The organism is Gemmatimonadota bacterium, from assembly GCA_026387915.1.
Lineage (GTDB): Bacteria > Gemmatimonadota > Gemmatimonadetes > Gemmatimonadales > Gemmatimonadaceae > Fen-1231.
This window is the reverse complement of record JAPLKS010000011.1, coordinates 1-26,944: the sequence shown is the minus strand read 5'-3', so window position 1 is coordinate 26,944 and position 26,944 is coordinate 1. Positions and strand designations below refer to the sequence as shown.

General features: G+C 64.3%; 28 protein-coding genes. 21 read left to right on the top strand and 7 right to left on the bottom strand.

Annotated features, from left to right (window positions below; all coding sequences use genetic code 11):
- The first annotated feature begins 113 nt into the window (after nucleotides 1-113).
- Nucleotides 114-1,406 carry a GAF domain-containing protein gene (locus NTZ43_05980; GenBank protein MCX5766755.1) on the top strand — a complete coding sequence of 431 codons (1,293 nt, stop codon included), beginning with the start codon at nucleotides 114-116 and terminating at the stop codon, nucleotides 1,404-1,406.
- Nucleotides 1,399-2,436, top strand: coding sequence for an anthranilate phosphoribosyltransferase (trpD, locus tag NTZ43_05975; protein MCX5766754.1), 1,038 nt, complete (start codon nucleotides 1,399-1,401; stop codon nucleotides 2,434-2,436). Before NTZ43_05980 ends, trpD begins: the two co-directional genes overlap by 8 nt.
- A 47-nt stretch (nucleotides 2,437-2,483) precedes the next feature.
- Here trpD and lexA read toward each other — a convergent pair whose 3' ends face one another.
- Nucleotides 2,484-3,092 carry a transcriptional repressor LexA gene (gene lexA, locus NTZ43_05970; protein MCX5766753.1) on the bottom strand — a complete coding sequence of 203 codons (609 nt, stop codon included), beginning with the start codon at nucleotides 3,090-3,092 and terminating at the stop codon, nucleotides 2,484-2,486.
- 173 nt (nucleotides 3,093-3,265) lie between these two features.
- On the opposite strand from lexA, the gene NTZ43_05965 reads away from it, so the two are divergent.
- From NTZ43_05965 to NTZ43_05925, 9 genes are read left to right on the top strand one after another with little or no spacing between them, the layout of a single operon-like run.
- A complete protein-coding gene (locus NTZ43_05965) occupies nucleotides 3,266-4,018 on the top strand; it encodes an indole-3-glycerol phosphate synthase TrpC (GenBank protein ID MCX5766752.1) in 753 nt (250 codons plus the stop codon).
- Nucleotides 4,011-4,661, top strand: coding sequence for a phosphoribosylanthranilate isomerase (locus NTZ43_05960; protein ID MCX5766751.1), 651 nt, complete (start codon nucleotides 4,011-4,013; stop codon nucleotides 4,659-4,661). Before NTZ43_05965 ends, NTZ43_05960 begins: the two co-directional genes overlap by 8 nt.
- Nucleotides 4,658-5,848, top strand: coding sequence for a tryptophan synthase subunit beta (trpB, locus tag NTZ43_05955; GenBank protein MCX5766750.1), 1,191 nt, complete (start codon nucleotides 4,658-4,660; stop codon nucleotides 5,846-5,848). The genes NTZ43_05960 and trpB overlap by 4 nt, the downstream gene beginning before the upstream one ends.
- The gene (locus NTZ43_05950; GenBank protein MCX5766749.1) at nucleotides 5,845-7,641 is read left to right on the top strand and encodes a HEAT repeat domain-containing protein; all 1,797 of its coding nucleotides are present in this window, start codon (nucleotides 5,845-5,847) and stop codon (nucleotides 7,639-7,641) included. Before trpB ends, NTZ43_05950 begins: the two co-directional genes overlap by 4 nt.
- Nucleotides 7,638-9,113 (top strand): HD-GYP domain-containing protein, encoded by a 1,476-nt coding sequence (locus NTZ43_05945; protein ID MCX5766748.1) that lies wholly within the window; start codon nucleotides 7,638-7,640, stop codon nucleotides 9,111-9,113. The genes NTZ43_05950 and NTZ43_05945 overlap by 4 nt, the downstream gene beginning before the upstream one ends.
- A gap of 1 nt (nucleotide 9,114) precedes the next feature.
- Nucleotides 9,115-9,891: a tryptophan synthase subunit alpha gene (gene trpA, locus NTZ43_05940; protein ID MCX5766747.1), complete on the top strand. Its 777-nt coding sequence runs from the start codon at nucleotides 9,115-9,117 to the stop codon at nucleotides 9,889-9,891.
- Complete coding sequence (locus tag NTZ43_05935; protein MCX5766746.1) at nucleotides 9,888-11,972, top strand: methyl-accepting chemotaxis protein; 2,085 nt, start codon at nucleotides 9,888-9,890, stop codon at nucleotides 11,970-11,972. Before trpA ends, NTZ43_05935 begins: the two co-directional genes overlap by 4 nt.
- Nucleotides 11,972-12,523 carry a hypothetical protein gene (locus NTZ43_05930; GenBank protein ID MCX5766745.1) on the top strand — a complete coding sequence of 184 codons (552 nt, stop codon included), beginning with the start codon at nucleotides 11,972-11,974 and terminating at the stop codon, nucleotides 12,521-12,523. Before NTZ43_05935 ends, NTZ43_05930 begins: the two co-directional genes overlap by 1 nt.
- Nucleotides 12,505-12,987, top strand: coding sequence for a LytR C-terminal domain-containing protein (locus NTZ43_05925; protein ID MCX5766744.1), 483 nt, complete (start codon nucleotides 12,505-12,507; stop codon nucleotides 12,985-12,987). Before NTZ43_05930 ends, NTZ43_05925 begins: the two co-directional genes overlap by 19 nt.
- Here the strand turns inward: NTZ43_05925 and rlmN are convergent.
- On the bottom strand, nucleotides 12,916-13,998 hold the full coding sequence (gene rlmN, locus NTZ43_05920) for a 23S rRNA (adenine(2503)-C(2))-methyltransferase RlmN (GenBank protein MCX5766743.1): 1,083 nt from the start codon (nucleotides 13,996-13,998) through the stop codon (nucleotides 12,916-12,918). The two genes, NTZ43_05925 and rlmN, sit on opposite strands and share 72 nt — an antisense overlap.
- Nucleotides 13,995-14,894, bottom strand: a complete 900-nt coding sequence (locus tag NTZ43_05915; protein MCX5766742.1) for a hypothetical protein — start codon at nucleotides 14,892-14,894, stop codon at nucleotides 13,995-13,997. The genes rlmN and NTZ43_05915 overlap by 4 nt, the downstream gene beginning before the upstream one ends.
- 103 nt (nucleotides 14,895-14,997) lie before the next feature.
- Between NTZ43_05915 and NTZ43_05910 the strand changes: the two genes are divergently transcribed.
- Genes NTZ43_05910 through NTZ43_05865 form a run of 10 tightly spaced genes read left to right on the top strand, consistent with a single transcriptional unit; the run spans nucleotide 14,998 to nucleotide 24,931 of the window.
- Entirely contained in the window at nucleotides 14,998-15,453 is a 456-nt protein-coding gene (locus NTZ43_05910) for a PTS sugar transporter subunit IIA (protein MCX5766741.1), read from the top strand.
- Nucleotides 15,450-15,842, top strand: a complete 393-nt coding sequence (locus NTZ43_05905) for a VanZ family protein (protein ID MCX5766740.1) — start codon at nucleotides 15,450-15,452, stop codon at nucleotides 15,840-15,842. The genes NTZ43_05910 and NTZ43_05905 overlap by 4 nt, the downstream gene beginning before the upstream one ends.
- Nucleotides 15,843-15,853: 11 nt before the next feature.
- A complete protein-coding gene (gene aspS / locus NTZ43_05900) occupies nucleotides 15,854-17,626 on the top strand; it encodes an aspartate--tRNA ligase (GenBank protein ID MCX5766739.1) in 1,773 nt (590 codons plus the stop codon).
- Entirely contained in the window at nucleotides 17,626-18,642 is a 1,017-nt protein-coding gene (locus tag NTZ43_05895) for a PhoH family protein (protein MCX5766738.1), read from the top strand. Before aspS ends, NTZ43_05895 begins: the two co-directional genes overlap by 1 nt.
- On the top strand, nucleotides 18,639-19,115 hold the full coding sequence (gene ybeY / locus NTZ43_05890) for an rRNA maturation RNase YbeY (protein ID MCX5766737.1): 477 nt from the start codon (nucleotides 18,639-18,641) through the stop codon (nucleotides 19,113-19,115). Before NTZ43_05895 ends, ybeY begins: the two co-directional genes overlap by 4 nt.
- The gene (locus NTZ43_05885) at nucleotides 19,112-20,344 is read left to right on the top strand and encodes a CBS domain-containing protein (protein ID MCX5766736.1); all 1,233 of its coding nucleotides are present in this window, start codon (nucleotides 19,112-19,114) and stop codon (nucleotides 20,342-20,344) included. The genes ybeY and NTZ43_05885 overlap by 4 nt, the downstream gene beginning before the upstream one ends.
- Nucleotides 20,341-21,306: a CNNM domain-containing protein gene (locus tag NTZ43_05880; protein ID MCX5766735.1), complete on the top strand. Its 966-nt coding sequence runs from the start codon at nucleotides 20,341-20,343 to the stop codon at nucleotides 21,304-21,306. Before NTZ43_05885 ends, NTZ43_05880 begins: the two co-directional genes overlap by 4 nt.
- A 2-nt stretch (nucleotides 21,307-21,308) precedes the next feature.
- Entirely contained in the window at nucleotides 21,309-22,427 is a 1,119-nt protein-coding gene (gene meaB, locus NTZ43_05875) for a methylmalonyl Co-A mutase-associated GTPase MeaB (protein MCX5766734.1), read from the top strand.
- A gap of 4 nt (nucleotides 22,428-22,431) precedes the next feature.
- A complete protein-coding gene (locus NTZ43_05870; protein MCX5766733.1) occupies nucleotides 22,432-24,126 on the top strand; it encodes a methylmalonyl-CoA mutase family protein in 1,695 nt (564 codons plus the stop codon).
- A gap of 25 nt (nucleotides 24,127-24,151) precedes the next feature.
- Nucleotides 24,152-24,931, top strand: a complete 780-nt coding sequence (locus tag NTZ43_05865) for a methyltransferase domain-containing protein (protein MCX5766732.1) — start codon at nucleotides 24,152-24,154, stop codon at nucleotides 24,929-24,931.
- Between the two features lie 31 nt (nucleotides 24,932-24,962).
- On the opposite strand, the gene NTZ43_05860 is transcribed toward NTZ43_05865, so the two are convergent.
- The 4 genes from NTZ43_05860 to NTZ43_05845 are packed head-to-tail and all read right to left on the bottom strand — an operon-like array spanning nucleotide 24,963 to nucleotide 26,792.
- Complete coding sequence (locus NTZ43_05860; GenBank protein ID MCX5766731.1) at nucleotides 24,963-25,307, bottom strand: hypothetical protein; 345 nt, start codon at nucleotides 25,305-25,307, stop codon at nucleotides 24,963-24,965.
- A complete protein-coding gene (locus NTZ43_05855; GenBank protein ID MCX5766730.1) occupies nucleotides 25,297-25,722 on the bottom strand; it encodes a copper chaperone PCu(A)C in 426 nt (141 codons plus the stop codon). Before NTZ43_05855 ends, NTZ43_05860 begins: the two co-directional genes overlap by 11 nt.
- Nucleotides 25,707-26,327 carry an SCO family protein gene (locus NTZ43_05850; GenBank protein ID MCX5766729.1) on the bottom strand — a complete coding sequence of 207 codons (621 nt, stop codon included), beginning with the start codon at nucleotides 26,325-26,327 and terminating at the stop codon, nucleotides 25,707-25,709. The genes NTZ43_05855 and NTZ43_05850 overlap by 16 nt, the downstream gene beginning before the upstream one ends.
- An 18-nt stretch (nucleotides 26,328-26,345) precedes the next feature.
- Complete coding sequence (locus NTZ43_05845; protein ID MCX5766728.1) at nucleotides 26,346-26,792, bottom strand: hypothetical protein; 447 nt, start codon at nucleotides 26,790-26,792, stop codon at nucleotides 26,346-26,348.
- Between the last annotated feature and the right edge of the window lie 152 nt (nucleotides 26,793-26,944).

The following is a 26,944-nucleotide window of genomic DNA, read 5'->3' as shown; positions in this document are numbered from 1 at the left end:
GGCGCGCATCAAGGAATAATTGAACACGCGATTAGTTGACATTGCCCTAGCGGACGGCGAACCTTCGATTTGCGCTCGGCGTTCCATCACCGGGGGCCCCTCGTTCCCCGATTATGACCACCCGACCACTCGCATCGCTCGCACACGCGCTTAGTGCTGCGACCGACCTCGATGCCGCGCTCGTCGCGCTCGCCGAGGGGCTCGCCGATACCGACCGGGACGCGTCTATTTCGCTCCTGCGGCTTGACGCGCGTCAGGGGCTGTTTCGCGAGCGGACGCTGGCGACCGGGGGAATGGTGGAACGCGCCCCGCTCGAAACGGCGCTCGAACAGCTTTCTGAGGACGTCATCCGCGCCCTCAAAGCGGGTGGGCGCCTGGTGGACCTCGGTGAGCAGTCTCCCGAGTTCGCACGGCTGCTCGCGTTGCCGCTCCCCTCCGGAGGGTTTGTATCCCTGTTAGGGCTGCGGGAAGAGGGGGAACTCGCCGCCGTCCTCGCGCTCACTGAGCCTCGGAATGTGTTCAATACGCGCGCCAGCGAACGTTTGGCGCCCATGGCGGCCATGTTTGAGCTCGCCTACCTGCGCTTCGCTGAACGGGAAACACGGCGCGAAGCGGTGCAAACCCTCGAAGACGTTGTCCAGAAGGTCCATGCCGAGTACGTGCAGCGGCTGGGGACCCTCGAGAACCAGCTCGCAGAGGTGCGGCGCACCCCTGCGGCGGTGGATCCGTTGCTGCTTGAAATGGAGGCGGCGAAGGTCGCTGAGGCCGCGCGACGGTCGGCGCGCAAACTCACCGCTCTCGAGCAGCAGTTGACCGCGGCCATCGGCCAGTTGGAGCAGGCCCACATTGAGCTCCACCGACGGAGCGAGGCGCTCCGTCAGCGGACTCGCACGTTGTATCTGATTGAGCGGGTGCTCACGCTTGCCGCCGCCTGGGAATCGCCGCATCGCCTGTCGGAGGCGCTGCTCTCGCTGGTCGGCGACGATATGCAGGCCCTCCGCTGCTCGCTCTTTCTCGTGGTGCCGGGAGATCCGCGCACGCTCTACTTGGCGGCGGGGCGCGGGCTCGCGCCGCACGTCACACTCGGCGCGCGCATCAAGCTGGGCGAGGGGGTCGCTGGCAAAGTGGCGGCAACCCGAGAGCCGCTACTCGTTGTGGACGCGTCCGACGCCGCTGCGCAGCCGCTGCTGGGCGATGAATACCTGACCACGGGATCGTTTATCAGTTTTCCGTTGTTGCTGCGCGAAGAACTGGTGGGAGTGGTGAACCTCACGAATCGCGCCCAGCGCGGGCTCTTCGTTGAAGAAGATGTTGAACGCGTGCGCCTCCTCGGCCTTGTGATTTCGTTGCTCGCCAGCGAGGCGCGTCTGCCGGAGCGACTGATGGGGGCGATGCGAGGTGCATAGTACCGTGAATGCGCTACAGGCCGCCGTTAAAGCGCTGGCGCTCGGTGAGTCGCTGGCGGGTCCTCAGGCTCAGGCCGCCTTTGAGGTTGTGATGGCAGGCGAGGGAACGCCCTCCCAAATCTCGGCGCTCCTCATGGGGCTCCGCGTGAAGGGAGAGACCCCCAGCGAAGTAGCGGGTGCTGCCGCCGCACTTCGCAGCGCGATGACCGTGCTCGACGTGGCGGACGCCGACGCCCTCGTGGACACGTGTGGCACCGGCGGCGGAACGATTTCCACCTTCAATATTTCTACCGCGGCGGCGCTCGTGGCCGCAGGCGCGGGCGCGCGCGTGGCGAAGCACGGCAATCGATCATTCACGTCGCGCTCAGGGAGCGCGGATGTCATCGAGGCGCTTGGCGTGGCCATCGATGTGCCGGTGTCGCAGATGGCACAGGTGCTCAGCGATGCGGGAATCGTCTTTATGTTTGCGCCCACGATGCACCCTGCGATGCGCCACGTGGGGCCCGTGAGGCGCGAGATTGCCATTCCCACGGTGATGAATCTCGTGGGGCCACTCGCCAATCCTGCCCGCGCGGGGCGCCAGGTGATTGGCGTGGCGGATCCAAACCGCCTTGAACTTATTGCCAGCGCACTCGCGACTCTCGGCACGCGCCACTCCTTGGTAGTACACGGCGAGCCAGGGCTCGATGAGATCTCGCCCATGGGGCGTACAACGATCATCGAGATTTCGCGCGGAGAGCAGACGCGGTGGACGCTCGATCCTTCCGATGTGGGACTGACGCTAGCGAGCGCCGATTCGCTCGCCGGTGGATCGCCGGAAGACAACGCCGCGCTCATCGAGCAGGTCCTGCGCGGTGGCGGCAGCCTAGAAGCGCGTTCCGCGGTGGCGTTGAACGCGGCCGGCGCCATCTATGTTGGTGGTCTCGCGGCTGATTACGCGGGGGCTCTCACGCTGGCGCAGGCGGTGCTGCGGGGTGGTGCCGGTTACGACGCGCTCGAACGCCTCCGCAAAGCGGCGCCGCGCCGCTAGGAAGTCCGAGCGGCGCGGCGTTTGTGTCACACGGAGAGCGGGCGGTTTTAGAAGCGCCGCATCACGCCGACCACCACGCCTCGCACCCGCATCTGATGCTCTTGCAGGTAGATGGGCGCCATGGTGTCATTGGCAGGCTGCAGGCGGATGCGTCCGTCGCGCTCACGGAAGTAGCGCTTGACGGTGGCCGACTGGTCGTCGAGCATCGCGATTACCATGTCGCCGTTATCTGCGGTTTGGCGATCATGCACCACCACGAGGTCGCCATCGGTGATGTGATCGTCTACCATCGAGTTGCCGCGCACGCGAAGGGCGTAATGGTTGCCGGCGCGCCGAACAAAATCTTCTGGAACCGAGATCGTTTCGTCCGTCGCGCTCGCTTCGAGCGGAAGACCGGCCGCAACGGCGCCGAGCAGGGGAATCTCCACCGCCCGTGGGAGCACGTCGTTCGGAAGGATTTCAATGGCGCGGCTCTCGTTGTAGCTGCGCTTGATATAGCCCTTTCGCTCGAGATTGCTCAGGTGTTCGTGAACCGTCGCCAGCGAGTTATAGTTGAACTGCGCCGCGATTTCCTCGAAACTCGGCGCATAGCCGTTTTCGTTGGTGTAGTTATTGAGGTAATCGAGGATCTGGCGCTGGCGCTTGGTGAGCGGCATGGCGGCGGTCCCTGCAAGAGTGAACGGCAACAACGGAAGTGGGAGCGTGTCTCAGGAGACGCCCGAACAGCACCCGAAGTAACGGTAGCCGAACATTGACCGAAGCGCAACAGCCAACCTCGCCATGGACTCCCCCCGCCGGCCCGCTGGGGGAGCTGACCGCCGCATCCCTCGTGCGGGCGGGGGCAGCGGCGTCCAACCGCGCGGCGTTGGAGCGCGCCGTGGCGGAGGCTCCCCGGCCCGCCGGCTTTGCCGCTGCGCTTCGGCGCGACACGGTGCAGGTCATCGCAGAGATCAAGCGGCGAAGCCCAAGCAAAGGGACCATCAACGCTGGCATCGTCGCCGAGGCGCGCGCGCAGCTCTATGCGGCCGCCGGTGCTGCGGCGTTGTCTGTGCTCACGGAGCCGTCGCGCTTTGGCGGGTCGCTTGACGACCTACGCGCGGCACGCCGGGCGGTCTCCATTCCGCTTCTCCGCAAGGATTTTATTGTTGACGAGGTGCAGCTGCTCGAGGCTCGAGCCTCCGGTGCATCCGCCGTGCTGCTGATTGCCCGCGCGCTGGAACCGTCCCGTTTCAACGCGCTGGCTCACTTCGCCGGAGGGGTCGGGCTCGAAGTGCTCCTGGAAGTGCGCAGCGAGGAGGAACTCGAGCGCGCACTCGCCGTGCCGAGGGGCGTGATTGGCGTGAACAATCGGAACCTCGAAACACTCGTCATTGACGATGAAGTCAGTGCGCGATTGATCCCACTGGTTCCAAGCGATCGGATTGCGGTGTATGAGAGCGGTGTCGCGGATCGCAGCGGTGTGGAGCGCGCGGCTGCGCTCGGAGCAGATGCGGTGCTCGTTGGGTCCGCGCTATCGAGTTCCGCGGACGGAACGAGCGCACTGGCGGCGTTTCTCGGAGTGCATCGGCGGGCGCGTGGCTGACGTCAAAGTAAAGTTCTGTGGCATGACGCGCGCCGATGACGCAGTGGCCGCGATAGCGCTGGGCGCGTCCTACATCGGGACGGTCTTTGCGGGTGGCCCTCGCCATCTCACGGCCGAGCGTGCGGCAGAGCTTTGGTCTGGGATCAGTGCGAGCGTCCCGCGCGTTGGTGTCTTTGGTGCGGATGCGCAGGAACATGTGGCCAGCACGGCGGTCGCGGTTGGTCTCACCGTGGTGCAGCTACACGGCGATCCGCGCGCGGCGGATATTCGACGCACGCGCGCTCGGTTTAGTGGACAGATTTGGGCGGTGGCGCGCGCCGACGGCTCGTTGCTCCCCGACTGGACCGAAGAGCTGTTTCGAGAAGCCGATGCGGTGTTGCTCGACGCCCGCGTGCCGGGGAGTCTTGGTGGCACGGGCGTGACGCTGGAGTGGGAAGCGTTGGCGCGCACGCTGGACTCGGTGCGCGGCTCGACACCGGTGGTGCTGGCTGGCGGGCTGCGGCCGGAGAATGTGGCGACGGCCATTCGATTGCTGTCGCCGGATGTGGTGGATGTGTCCTCCGGCGTGGAGCGGGTGCCGGGGGAGAAGGATCACTCGAGAATGCGCGCGTTCATGGACGCGGTGCGTGGGAGCAGGACGTGACGACGGAGACCGCTGGCGGCGATCGATTTGGCGCATTTGGTGGGCGCTATGTACCCGAGACCCTCATTCCGGCACTCGACGAGCTCGAGGCGGCATTCGCCGCAGCGTGGGCCGATCCGTCGTTCCATTGGGAACTCGACTCGGCGCTCCGGCACTATGTGGGCCGTCCGTCGCCGCTGTCGGATGCGCCGCGCCTGTCGGCGTTGGTTGGCGCCCCTGTTTGGTTGAAGCGCGAAGACCTTAATCACACGGGAGCGCACAAAATCAACAATGCGCTGGCGCAGGCGATCCTCGCCAAGCGAATGGGAAAGCAGCGCATCATCGCCGAAACGGGGGCCGGGCAGCACGGCGTCGCCACGGCCACGGTCTGCGCGCGGCTCGGGCTCTCGTGCGTGGTGTACATGGGCGAAGAAGACATGCGTCGTCAGAGCCTCAATGTGTTCCGGATGAAGCTGCTGGGTGCCACGGTGGTGCCGGTCACCACGGGCACTCGCACGCTCAAGGACGCCACGAGCGAAGCCATCCGCGAATGGGTGACCACCTGCGATCACTCGCACTACATCATTGGGTCCGTGGTTGGCCCCGCACCGTATCCGCGCATGGTGCGCGACTTTCAGGCGGTGATTGGGCGCGAGGCGCGCGAGCAGATGCTCGAGCGGGCGGGGAGGCTTCCCAAGAGTGTCGTCGCGTGCGTGGGCGGTGGCTCGAACGCGATGGGGATCTTTCACGCCTTCGTTCCGGATGCTGGGGTTGAGCTGGTTGGGGTGGAGGCGGCCGGTCACGGTCTCGATTCCGACCAACATTCGGCCTCCCTCACCAAAGGGCGCCCGGGAGTGCTCCACGGCGCGCTGAGCTACCTGCTGCAGGATGCGCAGGGGCAGGTCCATCCCGCGCACTCCATCTCCGCTGGGCTGGATTACCCCGGCGTGGGGCCTGAGCATGCCTTTATGAAGGATTCCGGGCGGGCCACGTACGTATCGGTCACAGATGATGCCGCCCTCGACGCCTTTGGCCGGTTCAGTCAGCTCGAGGGAATCATCCCCGCGCTGGAGACGGCCCACGCGGCGGCCTGGATCATGGCCAACGCCGGGCGGTGGGCGGCCGACGAGCCGGTGCTCCTCTGCGTGAGCGGAAGAGGGGACAAAGATGTGGCGCAGGTCGCGGAAATGGGTATCTTGACTGCGTGACCCCTCCCCGCGCGACAGTGTCCAGCTTTGATACGGAGAAACCGGAGCCGCCATTCGCTCCGGCCCTTGTCGAAGAAATGCTCCGTCAGATGGACAAGACGGTGCGCGCGCATCAGTTGTACCTGCATAACAATCCGACGTACCTCAAGGCCGTCGAGAATCTACGGGCGTCGTTTGCCCCGATTTGGGCCGAGACCGATAGCATTGCGCTGCAGGTGAGTGACACGCAGCTCATTTGGTGCGGCTGCGTGGTGCGCGAAGAACAGGAAAAGGCATCCGACTCACTGCCGTGGACTTTCTTTAAAGACGGTGTGCGCGAGCTGACGCTCTCCACCGGTTTCGAAGGCGCAGAGCTCGAATGGCTGCTCGATATCATCCCGAAAGTGCGCAAGGCGCAAGATCAGGATGATGATCTGCTCACGCTCCTCTGGGAGCAGGAGTTCGCCCATCTCACGTACCGCTACGTGGATGTGTCGAACGAGTCCGGCTTGCCGCTCGACTCCAACGCGTCTGAGGGCCGGTGGCCCGTCACGCCGGGCGAGGAAGTTGAAGACCTGAGCCAGGCGATCTCCGAAGCGCGCTCGGAAGTTGAAGACGATGCGCAACAGGGTGGGACGCCGGCGCAGGGGAGCCAGACGGTCGTCAAGGACTCGCCCAAGCCTGCTGGCATTGTGCGGATGGAAGATTTCGATTCCACCCTCTATTTCCTCGACGCGGGCGAAGTGGAGTATTTGCGCGAGGAGGCAAAACGCGAGTACGCCGCGGATCATCGCGCGACCGTGTTGAATGCCTTGCTCGACATCTTTGAGTTGCAGACGGCGCCGCTCGTACGGCAGGAGGTGTCGCAGAACATCGAGACCCTCACGCTCCACTTGCTTGCCGGGCGCCGCTTTCAGAATGTCGCGCAGTTGCTCCGCGAAGTGGATGTGGTGCTCGAGCGCGCGCGTGATTTGCCACTCGACATCCGGCAGCGGTTCGCGCAGCTGCCGGACCGGCTCAGTCATCCGGATGCCCTGTCGCAACTCCTCGAAGCCATGGACGAGGCGGCGACGCTTCCAGCCGCGGAGGAGCTCGATGGGTTGTTCCTTCAGTTGCGTCCGATGGCGCTGGCGACCGTCTTTGCGTGGATCGGTCAGAGCACCAACGCCAAGCTCAAGCCGCTGCTGCAGCGCGCGGCGGAGCGATTGGCGGTGTCGAACACGGGTGAACTCACCAAGCTGATTCTGCACGACTCGCCAGCAGTTGCGCTCGAGGCCATTCGGCGCTCGGGCGCGCTCAAAACGGCGGCCGCGGTACCGCCCCTCGCGAAAGTGCTCGCCGACGGCGATCGCGAACTCCGTCTTGCCGCCGTGGCGGCGTTGGTGGAAATCGGGACGGCGGGTGCGGTGCAGGGGCTCGAGAAATCGCTCGACGACACCGATCGTGATGTTCGGCTCGGCGCCATCAAAGCGCTCACGGCCAAGGCCTATCGCCCGGCACTGACGCGCGTGACGGCGATGGTGAAGTCCAAGGAAGTGCGAGAGGAGGCCGATCGTACCGAGCGCGTGGCGGTGTTCGAATTGTTTGGCGTCCTGTGCGGCGATGGCGGCGTTCCGTTTTTGGATGAAATCTTGAATCCCAAGACGGGGCTCTTCTCGCGCAAGGAGGACCCAGAACTTCGCGCCTGCGCCGCATTGGCGCTCGGGCGCATCGGGACACCGAAGGCGCAACAAGCCCTTCAGAAATCCGTGGGCGAAAAGGACATTGTGGTGCGCACCGCCGTGAACCGCGGCATGAAAGGAGGTGCGGCGTGAACCGTCCGTCCGCTCGCCTCTCCTCCGCGCTCTCGGCGCTTCCCGACAAAGGCGGGGAAGGCTATGTGCGCGCCGTGGGGCGCTCGCTCATTCTCGCGTTGTATGGCGCGTTGCGGAGTACGCGCATGTATCCGGTCGATAACCCGGTTGTGCAGAGCGCGCTCGACGACCTCACGGGGATCGCGGAAGAACTGCGGGCCTCCGAAGGAGAGATGGAGTTCCGCGTGTCTGGCGAGTTCATTTTCGTCAACGGCACGCGCCTCCGCCTCGACCTCGATAACTACACGACCTTTAGCTATTTGCTTTCGCAGTTTCGCGGCAGTGGCGTCGGTGTCTTGCGCATCAATAGCCGTCCGGCCGCGCGTGATTGGACGGTGTTGCTCGCGTTCCTGCTCAAGCCGCAGGGCGAGGCGCCGGCGGACCGGTTTGAGCAGTTGCAGCAGCGGTTGGAATCCACGGGCATCACGGTGTTTGAGATTGCGCCGCCCGTGGAGTCCGAAGACGATGAAAAACATCGCGCCGAGTTCAAGGACGCGGCCAAGCGGACCTACTCGCAGTCGGTGTCCGCGACCAAGGAAGTGATGAACTCGGTTCGGATGGGGCAGAGTCCGAACCTCAAAAAGGTGAAGCGTGTGGTGCAGGGAATCGTCGATCAGATCCTCGGCGACGAAACATCGTTGATCGGCCTCACCACCATTCGCGATTACGATGATTACACGTTCACACACTCGGTGAATGTGTGCATTTTTGCCGTGGCCCTTGGGCGCCGACTGGGCCTCACGCGCCTGCAGCTCTACGATCTTGGCCTGGCCGCGCTGTTTCATGACATCGGCAAGTCTCGCGTGCCGCTTGAGGTCACCAATAAGCCGGACCTCCTCACGGACGAGGAGTGGCAGCTCATTGCGTCGCATCCGTGGATGGGCGTGCTCGCGCTCTTTCAGGTGAAGGAGCAAAACGAGTTCCCGTATCGCGCGATGGCGGTGGCGTACGAGCACCATATGAAGCGTGATGTCACCGGCTACCCGCGTTCTTTGCGTACCAAGGCGATTGGCTTCTATAGCAAGATCGTCGCGGTGGCCGACGGCTTTGATGCCGCGACCACGCGCCGATCGTATCAAACAGAGCCGATGAACCCCGCCTCGGTGCTCGCCGAAATGCGCGATAACGCGCGTCGCGGCATGGAGCCGGTGATCGTCAAGGCGTTCGTCAATCTCCTCGGCATTTACCCCGTGGGGACGTTCGTTGTGCTCGACACGTTTGAACTGGCGATCGTGCACTCGAACAACTCCAACCCCGATCAGGTCTCGCGCCCGATGGCGCTCATTGTCAGTGACGACCTCGGCAATGTGCGGTACCCTGGCGATCTCGTGGACCTCGCGGAGCAAGATGAGGCGGGCAACTTCCGCCGCACGATCATCAAGACGGCGAACCCTGATAAGTACGGCGTTCGCGTCGGCGACTACTTTCTCTAAGATGATCACTCAACGGTTCGACGCGCTCCGCGCCGCTGGGCGCCGTGCGCTCGTCTGTTACGCCACCGCTGGCCATCCTGACCGCGCGCGCAGCATCGCGCTGCTGCAGGGGATGGCCGATGCCGGCGCCGACGTGCTCGAGGTTGGCGTTCCCTTTTCAGATCCCGTGGCGGATGGCCCGATCATTCAGCGGAGCTCGCAACTGGCGCTCGCCGGTGGGATGACGCTCGATGGGGCGCTCTCGCTCATTGCGGACGCCAAGCTCTCCATTCCCGTGGTGCTGTTCTCGTATCTCAATCCGCTCATGTCCGCCGGTGCCGACGTGCTGCAGCGCGCACGCGACGCTGGTGCGCACGGGGTACTGGTGACTGATTTGCCCGTCGGCTCCGATGCGGAGCGCGAGGCGTGGTTCGGCGCGGGGCCGCTCGATTTCGTTCGGCTGGTGGCTCCCACTACGCCGGCGAGTCGGATGGCGGAGATCGCGCGCCACGGCAAAGGGTTTGTGTACCTGATTAGCCGGCTTGGTGTGACGGGGGTGCGGGATTCGATGCCCGATTCGCTTCCCGCCACGGTGGCACAGTTGCGCGCCGTGTGCTCGCTCCCCATTTGCGTCGGCTTCGGTGTGTCCACTCCAGCGCATGCGCGCACGGTGGGCGCGGTGGCCGACGGTGTGATTGTTGGCAGTGCGATCGTGCAGGCCGCGGAGCGCAGTGTGGATGATGCCGTGGCGTTGGTGCGCTCCCTGCGGCTCGCGCTCGACGAAGGGCCGGCGAGGTGATCGAGCGGTTGCTCGTCCTGCAGGCGCGATTGGTGCCGATTGCCGGCACGATCGTGCTCTTAGTGGCTGCCTGGATCGATACCTCGTGGGCGTCGCATCTGGTGCCGTTCGCGGCGCTCATCATCGTGTCGGGGGAACTGCGGCGCAGTCAACTGCCGGTCACCAAGTACGGCGCGCTCAACTTATTGATGATCGTGGCCGTGGGCGGATCGCTGGTGGTCGGACCGTCCACCGCGGCGTTTGCGCTCTTTGTCGGGCTATTGCTCTCCGACTGGTTGCTGCTCCACAAGCTATTTGAGACGGCGTGGATCAATGCGGGGCGCGAGACGCTCGCACTCTTCGTCTCGTATGGATTCTTCGCGTGGATCGCGCATTCGCTCGGCTTACCCGAGGGAGCCTCCGCCGGCGCGGATTTCATTCCGGCGATGGTGCTCTACCTGCTCATGCATTTCTTGGTGAGTCGTGGCCTCCTCTACTTTACTCTCGTGTTGCGCGGCAAGCTGCTGCCCGAAGAGCGCAACCTCATTCTCCGTTATGAGGTGCTGACCTACGGTGCCGGCGCCACCGTGGTTGCCGTCCTCGTGACGGCGCTCCAAATCCTCGGCTGGATGGGAACCGCCATCGTTGCGATGGTAATGCTGTTCGCGGGACTGTTACTCCGACGCATCATTGAAGAGTCGATTGCTGCGGAAGAACTGAATACGATTCTCGCCATGGAGCAGGTGGTCGCCAGCGATCGAGGGCTTGCCGAAGCCATCCGGCGTATTGAAGCACTCGCGCACCGGCTGGTGGACTGGACCTCGCTGCGCATTAGTCGTGTGGTGGATGGGCGTGTGCTCGTGGCGTACCGCGGCGGCGTGGGTTTGCTCGACGTGCCAGAGCCGGCCGCGCATGACGGCGAGCGACTGCGGGCACTCGCCGTAGAGGCGGCCGCGCCGGTCATTGTGTCGGATGCGACGCGTGATTCGCGCGTGGAGCGGCCGAGGCCGGAGGCGAGATCCGCGTTGGCCGTGCCACTTCGGTTCGGCGAGCGAACGGTGGGCATTCTGGAACTCGAGCACCACAAGCCGGCTGCCTATGGCGCAAAGGAAGCGATGCTGGTGCGGCGCTTTGCCAATCAGTTGGCGACCACCCTGCATATCTACGATCTGCGCGGGCCGCTGCTCGACACAGTCTCCCGTTTGCAGGTCGAGCTGGAGACGCTCACAGAATCCGCGCAGACGTTGCGGATTGGCGGTGAGTACGTGGCGGAGACAGTCTCCGGGATTTCGCGCGGCATTGCAGAAGAGTCGCAGCAGGTGCGCTCCAGTCTTGAGATGTCGCAGCAAATGCTTGAGGCCACGGGGCGCGTGGTGACCGATGCGCGGGATGCGTCGGAAGCGAGTCGTAGCGCCACCGACACCGCGTCGCGTAGCGAGGCGCAGATTGGCACCGCTATTGAACGACTGGTAGGCGCCAAGAACTTTGTGGGAGAGAGTGCGCGGCAGATTGGCGCGCTCACCTCGACCACCACGCGCATTACGGAGTTCATTGCGGTGATCTCGCAGATCGCGGATCAAACCAACCTGCTCGCCCTCAACGCGGCCATCGAGGCCGCCCGCGCAGGGGCCGAAGGACGCGGCTTTGCCGTGGTCGCCGAAGAAGTGCGCGCGCTCGCTGAGGAGAGCCGGCGAGCCAGCGATGAGGCCGCCGATTTGCTGACGCACTTCGGTAAACAGATGCGCTTGGTAGGCGAGCAGATGGCCCATGGCGAACTGCTCGTGGCGGACGTCGAACAGCTCTCTGCCGGCTCGAGCAGCGCACTCAAGGGCATCGTGTCGGGCACTGAGCACAGCGCGGCCCGCGCGCAGCGCATTGTCGTTACCGCCGAAGACCAGCAGCGGGAGTTCGCCGTGTTATTGGATCGCGTCGCCCGCGTATCTGAGATTTCTGACCGCAATCGTGTGGGAGCCGAACAGGTCAATGCGTCGGCCGCGGAGCAGGCGAGTGCGCTGCGCGAACTGGCGGGCGCGATTCGCGGTCTCCGTGAAGTGGTCACGAATCTCAATGATCTCGCGCAGCGCATTACCACGGTTGTCTGATGCCTGAGTCACTGCTCAAGCTGCCGGCGTGGGCGCAGGTCGGCGATAAGCGCCGCGCTCACATTGCGCGCGTGACTGCGCTGATCGACACGTGGGCTGGCGAGATGGCGCTCGATGCAGACGAAGCGAAACTCTGGCACGACGCTGGCGCATGGCACGACGCGTTGCGCGACGCGCCGGACGACGAACTCCGCGCGCTCGCCTCGAAGAGTGCCTTTGCGGACGCGCCCGTCAACGTACTCCACGGGCCTGCCGCCGCGGCGCTGTTGCGTGAGGCGGGAGAGACCCGGGGCGAGTTGTTGATGGCGATTGAATGGCACACGGTAGGGAATCCCGCCTGGGGGCGTGCGGGGCGTGCGCTCTTTATGGCGGACTTTCTTGAGCCGGGCCGAGGGTTCATGCGTGCCGATCGCGCCTTTCTCGCCACGCTGCTGCCGCGCGACTTTGACGGCGTGTTTCGTCAGGTGGTTCGCATGCGGATGGAATGGACGCTGCGCGAAGGCAAATCGCTCTTCCCTCAAACCGTCGCGTTGTGGAACTCGATTCGTTAGCCGCTCCGCCACGGCGTCCGCGTCGCATCGGCCGCTGGATCCTGATCTCGCTGCTGGTAGCCGGGGCGGGGTACTATGGCTGGCGCCGAAGTGCGCACACCGCGCTAGCGGACGGTGCCGCCGCCGAGCCAAAGCGGTCGCTTCCGGTGCGACGGGTGGTGCCCGAGAGCGTGCGGGTTCGAGTGGAGGTCCTCAACGCCACCGACACGCGTGGCCTCGCGCGTCAGGCGATGTTTGCGTTGCGTGACGCAGGCTTTGACGTCGTGTCCTTTGGTACGACCTCTGAGCGCCAGGACTCGACGCTCGTCCTCGACCGAAGCGGACATCCCGAGTGGGCGGCGCTCGCGGTCAAAGCCTTGGGGGAGGCGCGAGCGGAGTCGCGCCCCGACAGCTCACGGTATCTCGACCTCACGATTCTCATTGGCAAGCGCTGGGCGTTGCCGAGCGAGCCGTTCCACCCGTAGCTGCCCGCAAGCGGCCGCGATGTCGAGGCCGCGACTCTTCCGCACCGCGACTTCCACGCCGGCTTTGCGCATCATCCGCGCGAAGGTTCCAATGTCGTCGCGTGAGGTGGGGACAAACCCCATCGTGCCGCCGGGGTGAAGCGGAATGAGATTCACAAACGCCTTGCACCGCTTCGCCAACGCCGCGAGTTGACGTGCATGCTCGGGCTGGTCGTTGACGCCGCCGAGCATCACGTACTCGAAGGTCACGCGCCGGTCGAAGTCTCCCGCCGCCGCAATGACCTCGTCGAGCGGAAACTTGGTGTTCACCGGCATGAGCGTGGCGCGCAACTCATCCGTGGGCGCGTGCACCGAAATGGCGAGCCGGAACTGCTCAGGGCGACGCGCGAGCGCTTGAATGCCCGGCAACCAACCAACGGTCGAAATCGTGATATGCCGCGCGCCAATCCCCATGCCATTGGGATGGTTGAGCGTGGTGAGCACGACGTCTACCGCGGGCCAGTTCATCAGCGGCTCGCCCATTCCCATAAACACGATGTTCGTAGCACGGAGCGGCGGATCCAGCAGCGCGAGTTCGCGCACCTGCCCAGCGATTTCCGATGGCGTGAGGTTCCGCGCAAAGCCCATCGCGCCGGTGGCGCAAAACGCACATTGCAACGGACACCCCGCCTGCGACGAGATGCAAAAGGTCATCCGTTCGTCGTCAGGAATCGCCACGGTCTCGACCGTCTGCCCATCATGCATCCGGAAGAGAAACTTGCGCGTGCCGTCGGTAGATACCTGTTGCGCCACCAACTCAGGGCGGGGAAGCGAAAAATGTTCGGCAAGCTGCGCGCGAAAGTCCGCCGGTAACACCGTCATGTCCGCGAACCCCGCGACCGGCGCTTGCCATAGATGGCGTGCCGCCTGACTGCCGCGGTAGGCACCGACGCCGCACGACTCGGCAAATGCACGGAGCGTCTGCTCCGCCGCCGCCGGCGTGAGATCGAGCAGATTCACGGGCGTGGTCATGGCAGTAGGGTGCTAAGCGTGAACTGATAGGACGGTGCAAAACCGTTTGGCGTTTCCTCACGGGCAACGCCGACCGTGTAGCCGCCGTAACGCGCCACAAGGCCAAGTCGGAGGCGCCAGTTCGTCTGACCATAGATGTCAGTCCGCACCGTGCCTCCCCGTAACTCGAACATACTCCATCGGCCGGCGCCGTACGCGAACTGCTCGCTGTACAGCCCCACGGCGCGTTGGTACGAATAGCCGGCGCGCACCGTGTGCACCGAGTCTGTGCCGAACACGCGACCGTCTGCGCCGAGCAATACAGACGCGATTTCACGCCCAGCCCCCGTCCACGTGGTGTGAAGGAAGGTTGAGGCGCCCACATTGAGGTCCAACGGCGTGAGATGGTCAAGCAACACGCCGGCATCGAGCGAGTTTGCACTCCGGCTGAATCCGTCGAGTAACCCGCTCCGAGCGTGCACCGCAATCCCGCCCACCACGTGCGGCGCCAGCCGTCGAGAGAGGCCAGCCGTGAGCAGTACGGTCTGATACGGTACCTCTTCACCGAGGCTCAGCGGATCACTATCCGTGCGCAGCAGACGGCCCACCGAGGATCGGAGCACCGACACGCTCATCGTGGTGCCCAGCCAACTGCGCGAGATACCACCGTACTGCGCGTTGATCGAGGCGTCGGTCGGCGCGGTCATTGCCCCGGCCGCCAGGCGCCATCGGCTGCCGGTTGGGAGGAGCGCCAGCGCCGGATTCCAGATCCCCACGCCGCTCGCGTCGCCTGTTGCCGGCGACTCAACGACGAGGGTCACGGGGAATGTGAGCAGGTCACGTCCCGGCACATTGCCACCTTGGGCGGCGGCGCAGAGCGGGACGCAAACCAGCACGGCAAACACGTTGCGCCACATACAGTTGAAGCTATTCGGTATCGGGGCGGCGGGTCAACCCGCTGACTACCACCAAGTGACGGCGCCCCATATATTTAACTCACTTCCGCCGGGAGATTCACTGGTGCTCAGCGAGCTGCTCACGACGGAACGCGTCCGCGTTCCGCTCGGCAGCCATTCCAAGGCCGACCTGCTCCGCGAACTGACGCGTCTCGCGGTGCCGGATGTCGCCCCCGAAACCTTGGATTTGATCGTGGCGGCCGTTGAGGAGCGCGAGGCGCAAGTCAGCACCGCCATGGGCGGCGGCTTGGCAGTTCCCCACGGGAGGACTGATCTCGTGCGTGAACTTCGCGTATCCGCGGGGCTGGTGCATGTGGTGCGCGATTATGTGGCGCCGGACCATGCGCCGGTCGAGGTTGTGTTTTTGGTGTTGACCCCGTTGGACTCGAGCAGTCAGCACATCAAAGTGCTCGCGCGCATCGCGCGGCTTATGCATCGGCCGGAGTCGCGCGCGGCATTGCTCGCGTCGAACTCAGCCGAAGCGTTTCTCGCGGTGGTTCGGCAGGCGGAGGCCGCGTGAGCGAACGTTGGCGTCGGTGGCTCCCGGCCGTCGTATGGGCCTTGGGTATTGAAGTGCTCACCTCGTGGCCGAATCCGCCGGCGATGGATCAACTGCCGTCGGAGTCGGACAAAGTAGCGCACTTTATGATGTACTTGATGCTTGGTTTTTGGGTAGCGCGTGCGGTGCGGCAGTCGCCCACACCTCGCACCCTACTGACCATGCTGCTCTCGACGATGGTGGGCGTGTCCGTCTTTGGCGCGCTCGATGAATGGCATCAGCTCTTTATTCCCGGCCGGTCGATGGAGTTTGGCGACTGGCTGGCCGATAGCCTCGGCGGCATCGCCGGCGTCGGGCTTCTCACTCTCAGCGCCGGTGTTGCGGTGGCGCGCCGGAATACCTCCTCGTGACTGAATCTTCGATGCTCTCAACTTCTATCCGTTCTCACCTCGCCGGCGCGTTGCGCGCGGGTGATGCTGGCGCACGTGTCACGCTCGGTGGCTGGGTGCATCGCTCGCGCAATCTTGGCGGCATCGTCTTTCTCGACCTGCGCGATCGCGGCGGGTTAGTGCAGTTGTCGTTCGGTCCCGCGTGGGCGGCTCCGGAGGCCATTGCTGCGGCGGCTGCAGTAGGCGTTGAGAGCGTGGTACTGATTGAAGGCACGGTGGTCGCGCGAACCGCCGAAACTCGAAATGCCGATATGGACACGGGCGAGATTGAAGTGCACGCGGTGTCGCTGCGCGTCTTGAGTCCGGCTGTGACGCCCGCGATTCCGGTGGCACGTGGCAAGGGCGAGAAGTTGCCCGCCGAAGAGCTGCGACTCCGGCACCGATATCTCGACTTGCGCCGTCCGGAGCTGCAGGCCGCCCTCGTCCTGCGGCATCGTCTGTTGCAGGTGACGCGCCGCTTTCTCAGCGACCGCGGGTACCTCGAACTCGAAACGCCGATCCTCACCAAGCCGACGCCCGAAGGCGCACGCGATTACTTGGTGCCGAGTCGTGTGCATCCCGGTGAGTTCTATGCGTTGCCGCAGTCGCCACAGATTTACAAGCAGCTGTTTATGGTGTGCGGTTTCGATCGGTACTTTCAGATTGCGCGGTGCTTCCGCGACGAAGATCTGCGCGCCGATCGTCAGCCAGAGTTCACGCAGATTGACATTGAAGCGAGCTTCGTGGGGCAGGAAGACATCCTCGCACTCGCCGAAAGCTTGATCGGCTCGCTCTGGCGTGAGGGCGGTGCTGACGCGCCTGAGCATTTCGAGCGCATGACGTACGCGGACGCGATGGAGCGGTATGGGAGCGATCGCCCCGATCTGCGCTACGGTCTCGAGATTCGCGACTGCAGCGACGTGTTCCGCGGCCTCGACTTTGGGATCACGACGTCTGCGCTGGCCGCGGGCGGTCGCGTGCGCGGGATTGTGTTGCCGGGCGCCGGCGCGTGGAGCCGGAAGCAGGTGGACGAACTCGAAGCGTTGGCCAAGGGAGCCGGCGCCGGTGGGTTGCTGCGTCTCAAGAAGACCGAAGGGAAGTTCGACGGCCCCATCGCCAAGTTCCTCACGCCCGAAGCCGAGGCCGCCCTGCCGCTCGAGGATGGCGCGTTGATGTTGCTCGTGGCCGCACCGGATCACGTATCGAATCCGGCGCTGGACCGCGTGCGACAGGAATGCGCGCAGCGGCTGGGACTCGTGCATGAAGGCGATCGTCGGTTCTTGATTGTGACGGATTTCCCAATGTTTGAGCGTGACCCTGTGACGGGTACGCTCGGTGCGGTGCACCATCCGTTTACATCGCCCAAGGCGGAGGACATGGCCGCTTGGCCCGATGAACCACACCGCTGGCGCGCCACCGCATACGACGTGGTGCTCAACGGCCTCGAACTCGGCGGCGGTAGCATTCGCACACATGACCCGGCGGTGCAGTCGCGCATGTTTGAGTTGTTGGGGATTGGTGATGTCGAGGAGCAGGAGCGCCGTTTTGGATTCCTGCTCGAAGGGCTTCGCGCGGGTGCGCCGCCGCATGGCGGCATCGCCTTTGGTTTTGACCGCATCGCGATGCTGCTCTCGGGCGCAACGTCGCTCCGCGACGTGATTGCCTTCCCCAAAACAACCGCCGCTCGCGCGCTCTTTGAAGGCGCGCCGACAGTTGTGCCCGCCGAAGATCTGCGGCAGTTGCACATTCGCCCAGACGTGAACTAATGGGTGATGGCGCGTTTGCCGGCGCGGTGCCGGAACCGGTGACGCTGCGACTCTCCACCGAAGGGGCGGATTTACTCACGCTCGCCGGTGTAGCCGACAGTAATCTGGTGGAACTGCAGAAGTTGTTTCCCGTGCGCGTGACGCTGCGCGGTGACGCAATGGCGCTTGTTGGCGCGGCGGACGTGCTTGATAAGGCCTCTGTTGTGGCGCAGCGTATGATTGACGCGGCCAAGAAACAGCGCGTGCTCGAGCCAGATGACGTGCTGCGGTACTCGATGGAGGGCGGAGCCGCGGAGTCCGGTACGCGTCTCGTTCTCCCTGGGGTGCGAAAGGTCATTCAGCCGAAGACGGCGGGACAGGCCGCGTACCTGCAGGCGATTGCAGACAACGATATCGTCGTGGGCATCGGTCCAGCGGGCACCGGCAAGACATATCTCGCCGTGGCGGCGGCGGTGGACGCGCTTTCGCGCAAGCGGGTCAAGCGCATTGTGCTGGCGCGCCCCGCCGTCGAAGCCGGCGAGTCGCTCGGCTTTCTCCCCGGCGATATGCAGGCCAAGGTGGATCCGTATCTGCGTCCTCTCTACGACGCACTCGAAGACATGATGCCCCCCGAGCGTGTGCAGAAAGCGCTCGAGACGCGCGTGATTGAAATTGCGCCGCTGGCCTATATGCGCGGCCGCACACTCTCAGATGCATTCGTGATTCTCGACGAAGCGCAAAATGCCACGAATGCGCAAATGAAGATGTTCCTCACGCGCATGGGCGTGAACTCCCGCGCGGTGATCACGGGCGACAAAACGCAGGTGGATTTACCCAAGCGCGAAGAGAGCGGACTGTTGCAGGTGGAGCGTGTGCTGCAGGGGATAGACGGCATCGCGTTCCACTATCTGACCGAGACGGACGTGATCCGTCATCGCTTGGTTCGGGAAATTGTCAAAGCGTATGAACGAGAGGGGGGCGGCACCAACGTGCGGGCCGCCGCACCGGCCACTCCCGCTGACGGTAGCCGCGCGTGAGCGCACGCCGTGGTGCGCGCGGGACACCGCCGCTTGCCGTGTCTGTGAACGCGGACGGTGTTCGGAGTCCCGTTGCGCGCGCGAAGCTGGCCGACGTCGCCCGAATGGCGCTCCGCGCCGAAGGGGCGCGCGCGGCGATGGTGAGCGTGACACTGCTCTCGTCTGCGGCCATGGCGCGTCTGAATGAGCGGCACCTCAAACATCGCGGCCCCACGGATGTCATTTCCTTTGGCTTTCGTGCCGTGCCGGGCGGACCGGTCGTTGGAGATATTTACATCGCGCCTGCGGTGGCCCGAGCGAACGCGATCGATGCACAGGTCAGTATTCGCGAAGAGGTTGTGCGTTTGGTGGTGCATGGCGTGCTGCACGTAATGGGGCACGATCATCCCACTGGAGCAACCCGGGCGAGTTCGCCGATGTGGAAGCGGCAAGAGTCACTCGTGCGACGCGCGCGCTCGGTGGCGGGACTGTGACGTTCGTCATGCTGATTGTCGCGATTGGGTCCGCCGTCGCGGCGGCCTTCTGTGCGTTCGCGGATGGTGCGCTCCTCGCCCTCGACGAGGACGAACCTCCCGCGACGCCGCGGGCCGCCGCGCTCCTCGCGCGACGGGAACCCGCGCACCGCGCGCTGGCATTCGGTCGCATCCTGTCGGTTCTGCTCGCGGGTGCGGCGGCCTCGACCTCACTGCGAGCCGCGGGACTGTCGACCAACGAACTGGCGCCTGCTGTGATTGTCGTTGGAATCTTTATCATCGTCATTGCCGAAGTGGCGGCGCGCACAGCGGGCGATGCCACCGGCGCGCCGGCCCTTGAGCGCGTGGGGCCATTTGTCGTTGGTATTGAGGGCGTCCTCCGGCCCGTCGTTGTGTTCGGACGCTGGTGCGATGCCTTTCTCGTGGAGATTCTTCCGCCGGCAAAACGCGACGACGACGATCGCGACGCCAGCATCGAACAGTTCCGTGAAGTGGTCGCAGCCGAGGCCGAGGCCACGCCCGCCGAAGCGGTGATGCTGCGTGGCGTGTTTTCACTGGGCGACACGACGGTGCGCGAGATCATGGTGCCGCGTGTAGACATCGTTGGCGTGGAGCGTGATACACTCTGGTCGGAACTCGCCGATCGCGTGCGCAGCGCGCGGCACGCGCGACTCGTGGTGTTCGACGGCACGCTGGATGAGGTCGTGGGCATTCTCTATGCCAAAGATCTCCTCCCCGCGCTGGTCGCCGACGACGAACCGGCCGAGGGGTGGCTCTCGCTCGTGCGCCCTGCGGTGTTTATCCCGGGTGGCAAGTCGGCCGAAGATCAACTCCGCGACTTCAAAACGAGTCGTCGGCACATTGCGATTGTGGCCGACGAATTCGGTGGCACGGCGGGGTTGGTGACGCTCGAAGACGCACTCGAATTAATCGTCGGTGACATTCGCGACGAAAACGACGTGGAAGAACCCGACGTGGTGCGTGGCGATGCGCACGAGTTCTGGCTGGCGGGCACCGTCACGCTGGAAGAACTCAGCAGTCTCACCGGACGCGACTTCACGCGTGAGGACGTCACGACCGTTGGCGGCCTTGTGTATGAGCTCGTGGGGCAGGTGCCGCGAGCGGGACAGATGCTGGAGTTGCACGGGTGCCGTGTGGTGGTGGAGCGCGTCGTGCGTCATCGTGTGGAGCGGGTGTATGTGGCACTGCACCCGGAGTCGCACGCATGACCGTCGCGGGCATTGTGTTGACACTCGTGCTCGTCGTGGCCTGGTTGACCGCGGCCGCGACCTCCGTGCGCACGGTGAGCCGCATCTGGCTGCGCCATTGGGCTGAGCGTCGACTGGCCGGCGGAGAGAGTTCGCCGACCGTCGAACGTCCACAGCGCCTGTTGATTGCCGCATCGACTGGCATCGCTTCCACGGTCTTCGCGCTCGGCGCGTTGCTTGCGCTCAATGATGACGGACTCGACCTCGTGCGAACGCTGGTCTTCGCGGCCATCGCGTTGCTGGTGGGTGGTCAATTGGTGCCGCGTGCCATCGCCCGGCGCTTTTCAACCCCGCTCGTTGCGGCACTCACGCCGGCCCTGAGCGTCTTGGAGTGGGCAAGTCGACCGCTGATTCGCATCGCCTCAGCGCTGCCCAAGCCATTTATGGCGCCCTCACAAGCGCCGGATGACCCCCGCGAGGCGCTCGAAGACCTCCTGCGCGAGGGTGAGCTGGAGGGCGTCGGCGCGCCGGCCGAAAGCGCGATTATCAGCGGCGTCGTGGACTTCAGCGAGAAGGCGGTCGCCGAGGTGATGACGCTCCGGACTGACATCGTGGCGGTCGAGCGTTCATTGGGCGCGGCTGAGGTGATTCGAACGGTCGCCCAGTCCAAGTACAGCCGCATTCCAGTATACGACAAGGATCTGGACCACGTGGTCGGGCTCATCCACTCGTTTGACGTGCTGGCCCGTCCGGCCGCCCCAGTGAGCGTGCTGCGTCGGGTCGTCGTGGTGCGACAGGCCGAGCGGTGCGATTCGCTCATGCGTCGTATGATGCGCGAGCGCGTCCATCTTGCGATAATTCAGGATGACGCGGCCCAGACGCTGGGGCTGGTCACGCTCGAAGATCTGGTCGAAGAGCTCGTGGGTGATATTCATGACGAGCACGACGACCTTCCACTTATCTCACCGCCTCCGGCAAACTGACCGTGCCGTTCACCGAATCCACCAGAACCGCTCCGCCGCTCGTGCTGGCCGCCTCGGCGTCGCCCGCATTGCGTGCACTCGCGGCGGACTTCGATGCGGGACGCACGGCAGCGTTAGCGCGGGCCGTTTCCGTTGTGGAGAATCAACGAACGGGGAGTGACCTGTTGCTCGCGGCGATGCATAGCCGAGTGGGGCGCGCACGCCGGATTGGCCTGACGGGGCCGCCAGGAGCGGGGAAGAGTACGCTTACGACTCGGCTCGTCGCCGCGTACAGGCAGGCTGGGCTGACGGTCGGAGTCGTTGCCGTCGATCCTACCTCTCCGTTCACGGGAGGCGCTCTGCTAGGGGATCGAGTGCGCATGGAAGCCGTGGCGCTGGATCCGGGCGTCTTCATCCGATCCATGGCCACGCGCGGATCCCTTGGCGGGCTGGCCTCCGCAACGCGCGAGGTCTGCGACGTGCTCGACGCCTTTGGCGTCGATCGCATTCTCGTGGAGACCGTCGGCGTGGGGCAGAGCGAACTCGACATCGCGCGCACGGTAGACTCAAGCATGGTGGTCCTCGTACCGGAATCGGGCGATTCCATCCAGACGCTCAAGGCCGGTTTGATGGAGATCGCCGACTGCTTTGTGGTGAACAAAGCGGATCGTCCTGGGGCGGACCGTTTGCGCAATGACATTGAACTGATGCTCGGGCTTCGCTCTGGGCTCTCCCTCAAGGACACGCCGGCCCATCACGGGGTGTCGCTGAGTCAGCTGGCAAACCCTGCCAAGGCCGCCCGCGCTGCGGCGCGCGTAGACGACGTGGCCCGCTGGATTCCTCCTGTCCTGCGTTCGTGCGGCACGACGGGGGAGGGAATCGAGGAGATGGTCGCCTCCCTCGACCGCCATTTTGGCTATCTTGAACAGAGTGGGGAGCTGCAGCGTCGTCGGCGTACTCGACTGCGAGAGCGGGTCATTGATGTGGTGGAACAGCGCGTGCGCCGCCGGCTTTGGACAGACTCGGCGACCAACGGCTGGTTAGACGAACGAATCCCAGAACTCGAGCGGGGCAGTACCACCCCGTACGCCGTGGCCGATGCGTTGCTGGCTCGTAGCGGCTCTTTGCTTAGCGCGGAGTAGACTGATGACCGGTATTCAGGACGTGGACGGCACGATTGCCGCAATGCAGGACGAACTCGATCGCCTGCGCGCGGAGTTGGCAGCGTTTCGCGCCAAGTATGATCGGGCCGCCAAGCGCGACATCGCGTTCACCAACTCGTCGGCTGAAGTGGAGCCGCTCTACTCTGCGCTCGATCTCGAAGGCTCTGCCGGTACGGCGTTCGAGGTTCCTGGGGCGTATCCCTATACGCGTGGCATTCACGCCACGGGGTACCGCGGCAAACTCTGGACGATGCGGCAGTTTGCCGGCTTTGGGTCGGCCAAAGAGACCAACGCGCGTTACAAGTTTTTGCTGGCCAACGGCACCACAGGGCTATCGGTCGCCTTCGATTTTCCCACGCTGATGGGCTACGACTCTGACCATGGGCGTTCGGAAGGGGAAGTGGGTAAGTGCGGCGTGGCGATCAGCTCTCTCGCCGACATGGAGGCGCTGTTCGAGGGGATTCCGCTCGGCGACGTCTCCACCTCGATGACGATCAACGGGCCGGCGATCATTCTGTGGTGTTTCTACATCGCGGCAGCGGAAAAGCAGGGTGTGAGCGCCGATAAGCTGCGCGGCACCGTGCAGAATGACATTCTCAAGGAATACATGGCGCAGCACGCGTGGTGTTTTCCGATTGAGCCTGCGTTGCGCCTTATTGTCGACATGTTTGAATGGGGAGCCACGAACGCTCCGCAGTGGAACACGATTTCAATCTCGGGCTATCATATTCGCGAAGCCGGCGCGACGGCTGCGCAGGAGCTGGCCTTTACGCTCGCGGATGGCTTTACCTACGTCGAGCGTGGCATTGCCCGTGGGCTCAACGTGGATGACTTTGCGCCGCGGTTGTCGTTCTTTTGGGATGTGCACAACGATTTCTTTGAAGAAATCGCGAAGTTGCGTGCCGCGCGTCGTATTTGGGCTCGACACATGAAGGAGCGGTACGGCGCCAAGGATCCCCGTTCGCTGATTATGCGATTCCACTCGCAGACGGCGGGCGTGACGCTCACGGCGCAGCAGCCGATGAATAACGTCGTGCGCGTGGCGTACCAGGCCCTGGCTGCAGCGCTTGGCGGCACGCAGTCGTTGCATACCAACTCCATGGACGAAACGCTCGCGTTGCCCACGGAACATGCCGTGCAGGTGGCGCTGCGCACGCAGCAGATTCTCGCCTACGAAACGGGCGTGCCGAACGTCACGGACCCGCTCGGTGGCTCGTATTACGTGGAGGCGCTCACTGACCAGATGGAGCGTGAGGCCGAGTCGTTGTTCGAGAAGATTGGAGAGGAAGGAGGCGTGGTGCGTGGCCTCGAGAACGGGTGGTTCCAGCGGAAGATCGCGGAGAGCGCGGCGCGCCAGCAGTGGGAGATTGAGCAGCACCGCCGCGTGATTGTTGGCGTGAACGAATTTGTGAGCGATGACGACGCGCTCACGATTCCGTTGCTCAAGTTTGACGAGCAGGCGGCCAAGGAGCAGGCGGCGATGCTGGCCAATCTTCGGAAAACCCGCGATGACGCCGCCTGTAAGCGCCATCTTGACGCATTGCGAGAGGCGGCGCGCGGGTCGGAGAATGTCGTGCCGTTCATTCTCGAGTGCGCTCGGTCGTACTGCACGCTCTATGAGATTCGCGCCGCGCTCGAAGACGTGTTTGGCGCCTATCGCGAACCGGTCTTCTTTTGACCCCGGCTCGCGCCGATCGCCGCTCGTGAGCACGCGTAAGCGGACGACGCCCGCCAGCGGCGGCGATTGGTGGCGCACGTACTTCGATGCGGGATACCTGCGCGAGTACGAGCCCATGTTCGATTTTGCCGGTGACCGCGCGCAGGTCGCGCGCCTGATGGAGTTGCTCGAACTGCCGTCCGGAGCGCGCGTGCTCGACTGCCCGTGCGGACAGGGGCGTCACGCGCACCTGCTAGCCGAGGCGGGCTTCAATGTGGACGGGGTGGACTACTCCGCTCCTTTGCTCGCTGCGGCGCGGACGCGCGGCACGGGGCGCACCCTGCGTTATACGAAGGCGGATATGCGACGCCTGCCGCCCGCCTGGACCGGGCGGTTCGATGCCGTGGTCAACCTGTTCACGAGCTTTGGTTTCTTTGCAGATCCCAGCGATGATGCCAAGACGCTTCGCGAGTTCGCCCGCGTGCTCAAGCCTGGCGGCGTGCTCCTCTGGCACGGTGGAGACCGCGACGGGGTCATGGCCAAGTTTCTATCGCGCGACTGGTGGACGACGGCGGATGGCACCGTGGTGGCGCAGGAGCGGAGCTTCGACCCGCTGTCAGGATTCCTGACGGTGGAATCCGTGTGGCGTGGGCCGAAGGTGAACGAGGACCGTACCCATCGCATTCGGCTCTACACGCCGACGCAGTTGGCCGATCTGATGCGCGACGCTGGGCTCATTGTGGAGCAGGCGTTTGACGCGTTCACCGAGCAGCCTGTGAACCGCCGCTCGAGTGAGATGCTGCTGATCGCCCGCAAAGACGGATAGTTCGCCGAGGGTTGATTGACCTCGTCGCGAATTACTCGACCACGTACACCAACTGTTTGCTCGCGGCGTGTGTCGAGCAGAATCCGCCGAACGTGCCAGCGTAGGCGATAATAAAATCCTGCGTATCGCCTGGACTCACGTCAAAGAGACCGAGGTGGTGACGTACGGAGTCTTTGTTCGCGATACGTACCACCGTGTGGCTTCCCACGGCGCGAACAAAGATCGTCTCGGGCAGTTCCGATTTCGACCACCCGCGATGCAGGTACGCCTTCCCGCCTCGCTCAACGGTGATGTCTACCGCAGGGTGGTCGATGGCAAGCCATGCGACCACCCCAATAGCAGCGACGACCGCTGCGACGGTCAGGCTACGGCGCACGGATAATTGCGACCGCGTTGACGACGCGGCCGTCGCTAAAGGTGAGCACAAGCGGCAGGGAATCGCCGGCAGCGAGTCGGCGTGTGAGTCCGGTGACCATCAGGTGTTTGCCTCCCTGCCGGAGATGAAGGGAATCATTTGACGCGATGGTGGCGCCCGTGTCGAGCGGTATCATGTGGATCATGCCGGTCATCGCCATCGTTTCGTGCATCGTGACGGTGGCCGCGTGCGGCGACGATGCCGACTGTAGCTTGACTGACGTAAACTCGTGATTGACGATAGAAAGGTATGCGGCGGTCGTACCGGCCGAGTCCGCGGGGCGTGCCCACGCGTCGTTGACGGCGATCGGTGGTGTTGGTGTTTTCGGAGTACAGGCGACGACCGCGATGGCCGCGCAGATCAACAATGAACGCATGAGAACAACTTCCTCAAGTCGGCAGCCACATCCTGCCACCGTGTTTCTGGGGGATAGAGCGCTTGCAGGCGACCGGCGCGGTTGACCAGATAGGCGTGTGCGGGATGCGCCACGCCGTAACTGTCCGCGGGTCGGCCGGGGGATTTACTGTACTCTTTGTATGACGTCACCGCCCAGGCCTGTTGGATCGCGTCCAACTCTTTCCGAGGCGGGGCCAAACCAATGAAGGTCGAGTCAAAGCCCTGCGCGTACAGCGCGGTGCTTTCCGCTGTGTCGCGGTCCGGGTCGACGCTGATGAACACAAAGCGCATCCGATTGGCGAGCGGTCCGAGTTCGCGCTTCACCCGCTTCCAATCCGTGAGCATCATTGGACAATAGTCCGGACAATGCGTGTAGCCAAAGTAGATCAACACAAACTTTCCGGTGTCGGCGGCCAGCACATAGGGGGCACCGCTCGCTGATGCGATGACGAGCGGCGGCGCCGGGTGCGGATCGTCCATCGCGACGCCGTGAAGCGGCACATCACGACACGCCGACGCCGCGACTCCCAGCAGGCAGAGCGCCGACAGGGAAGCCCACGACCGAACGGTGTGTCTCGCGTTCACCGGAATCCTCTCTTCTCGCTAGTGCGTGGACGGGCTATGCGGGCCCGCATCCGCCTTCAGCCACCCCTTAGGGAACGTCGCGATCGAGCCCCACAGAGGCAAGATCCGAGAGAACACATATAGCGCAACGAACGGGAGTGCAAAGAGCGCGCCGGCGGCGAGTAACCCCTCTCGGCCGAGGAAATCGACGTGAAAGTCGAGGAAACCGCGGAAGCTCTTTGAGAACATCTGTCCCCCCATCACCACGTTCCACCGCATAGCGAGCACCTGCACCAGCAGGAAGAGCCCAGACACAAACCCGATCGTCTGGCGGGTGGATGCGGCGATGCGATCCTTGAAGACGATGGCCGCGCCGAGCAGAAAGAAGGGAATCACCGAGCCGATCAACACCTGGAACACGAACATGCTCACAAAGAGGCGTGTGCTGAGCAGCTCCTTAAGAATCACCCAGTCGTGATTGGCCATGTAGGCGTGGTTTGAGATGCACTGGGTTGGGTAGACACCATCCTTAGGTACATTAGGTCTTGGAGGTGTCAAATGCGAACACGACGGCAGCACAGTCGGGAGTTCAAGGTGGAGGCGGTCCGGTTAGTCCGTGAGCGCGGGGTCACGATGGC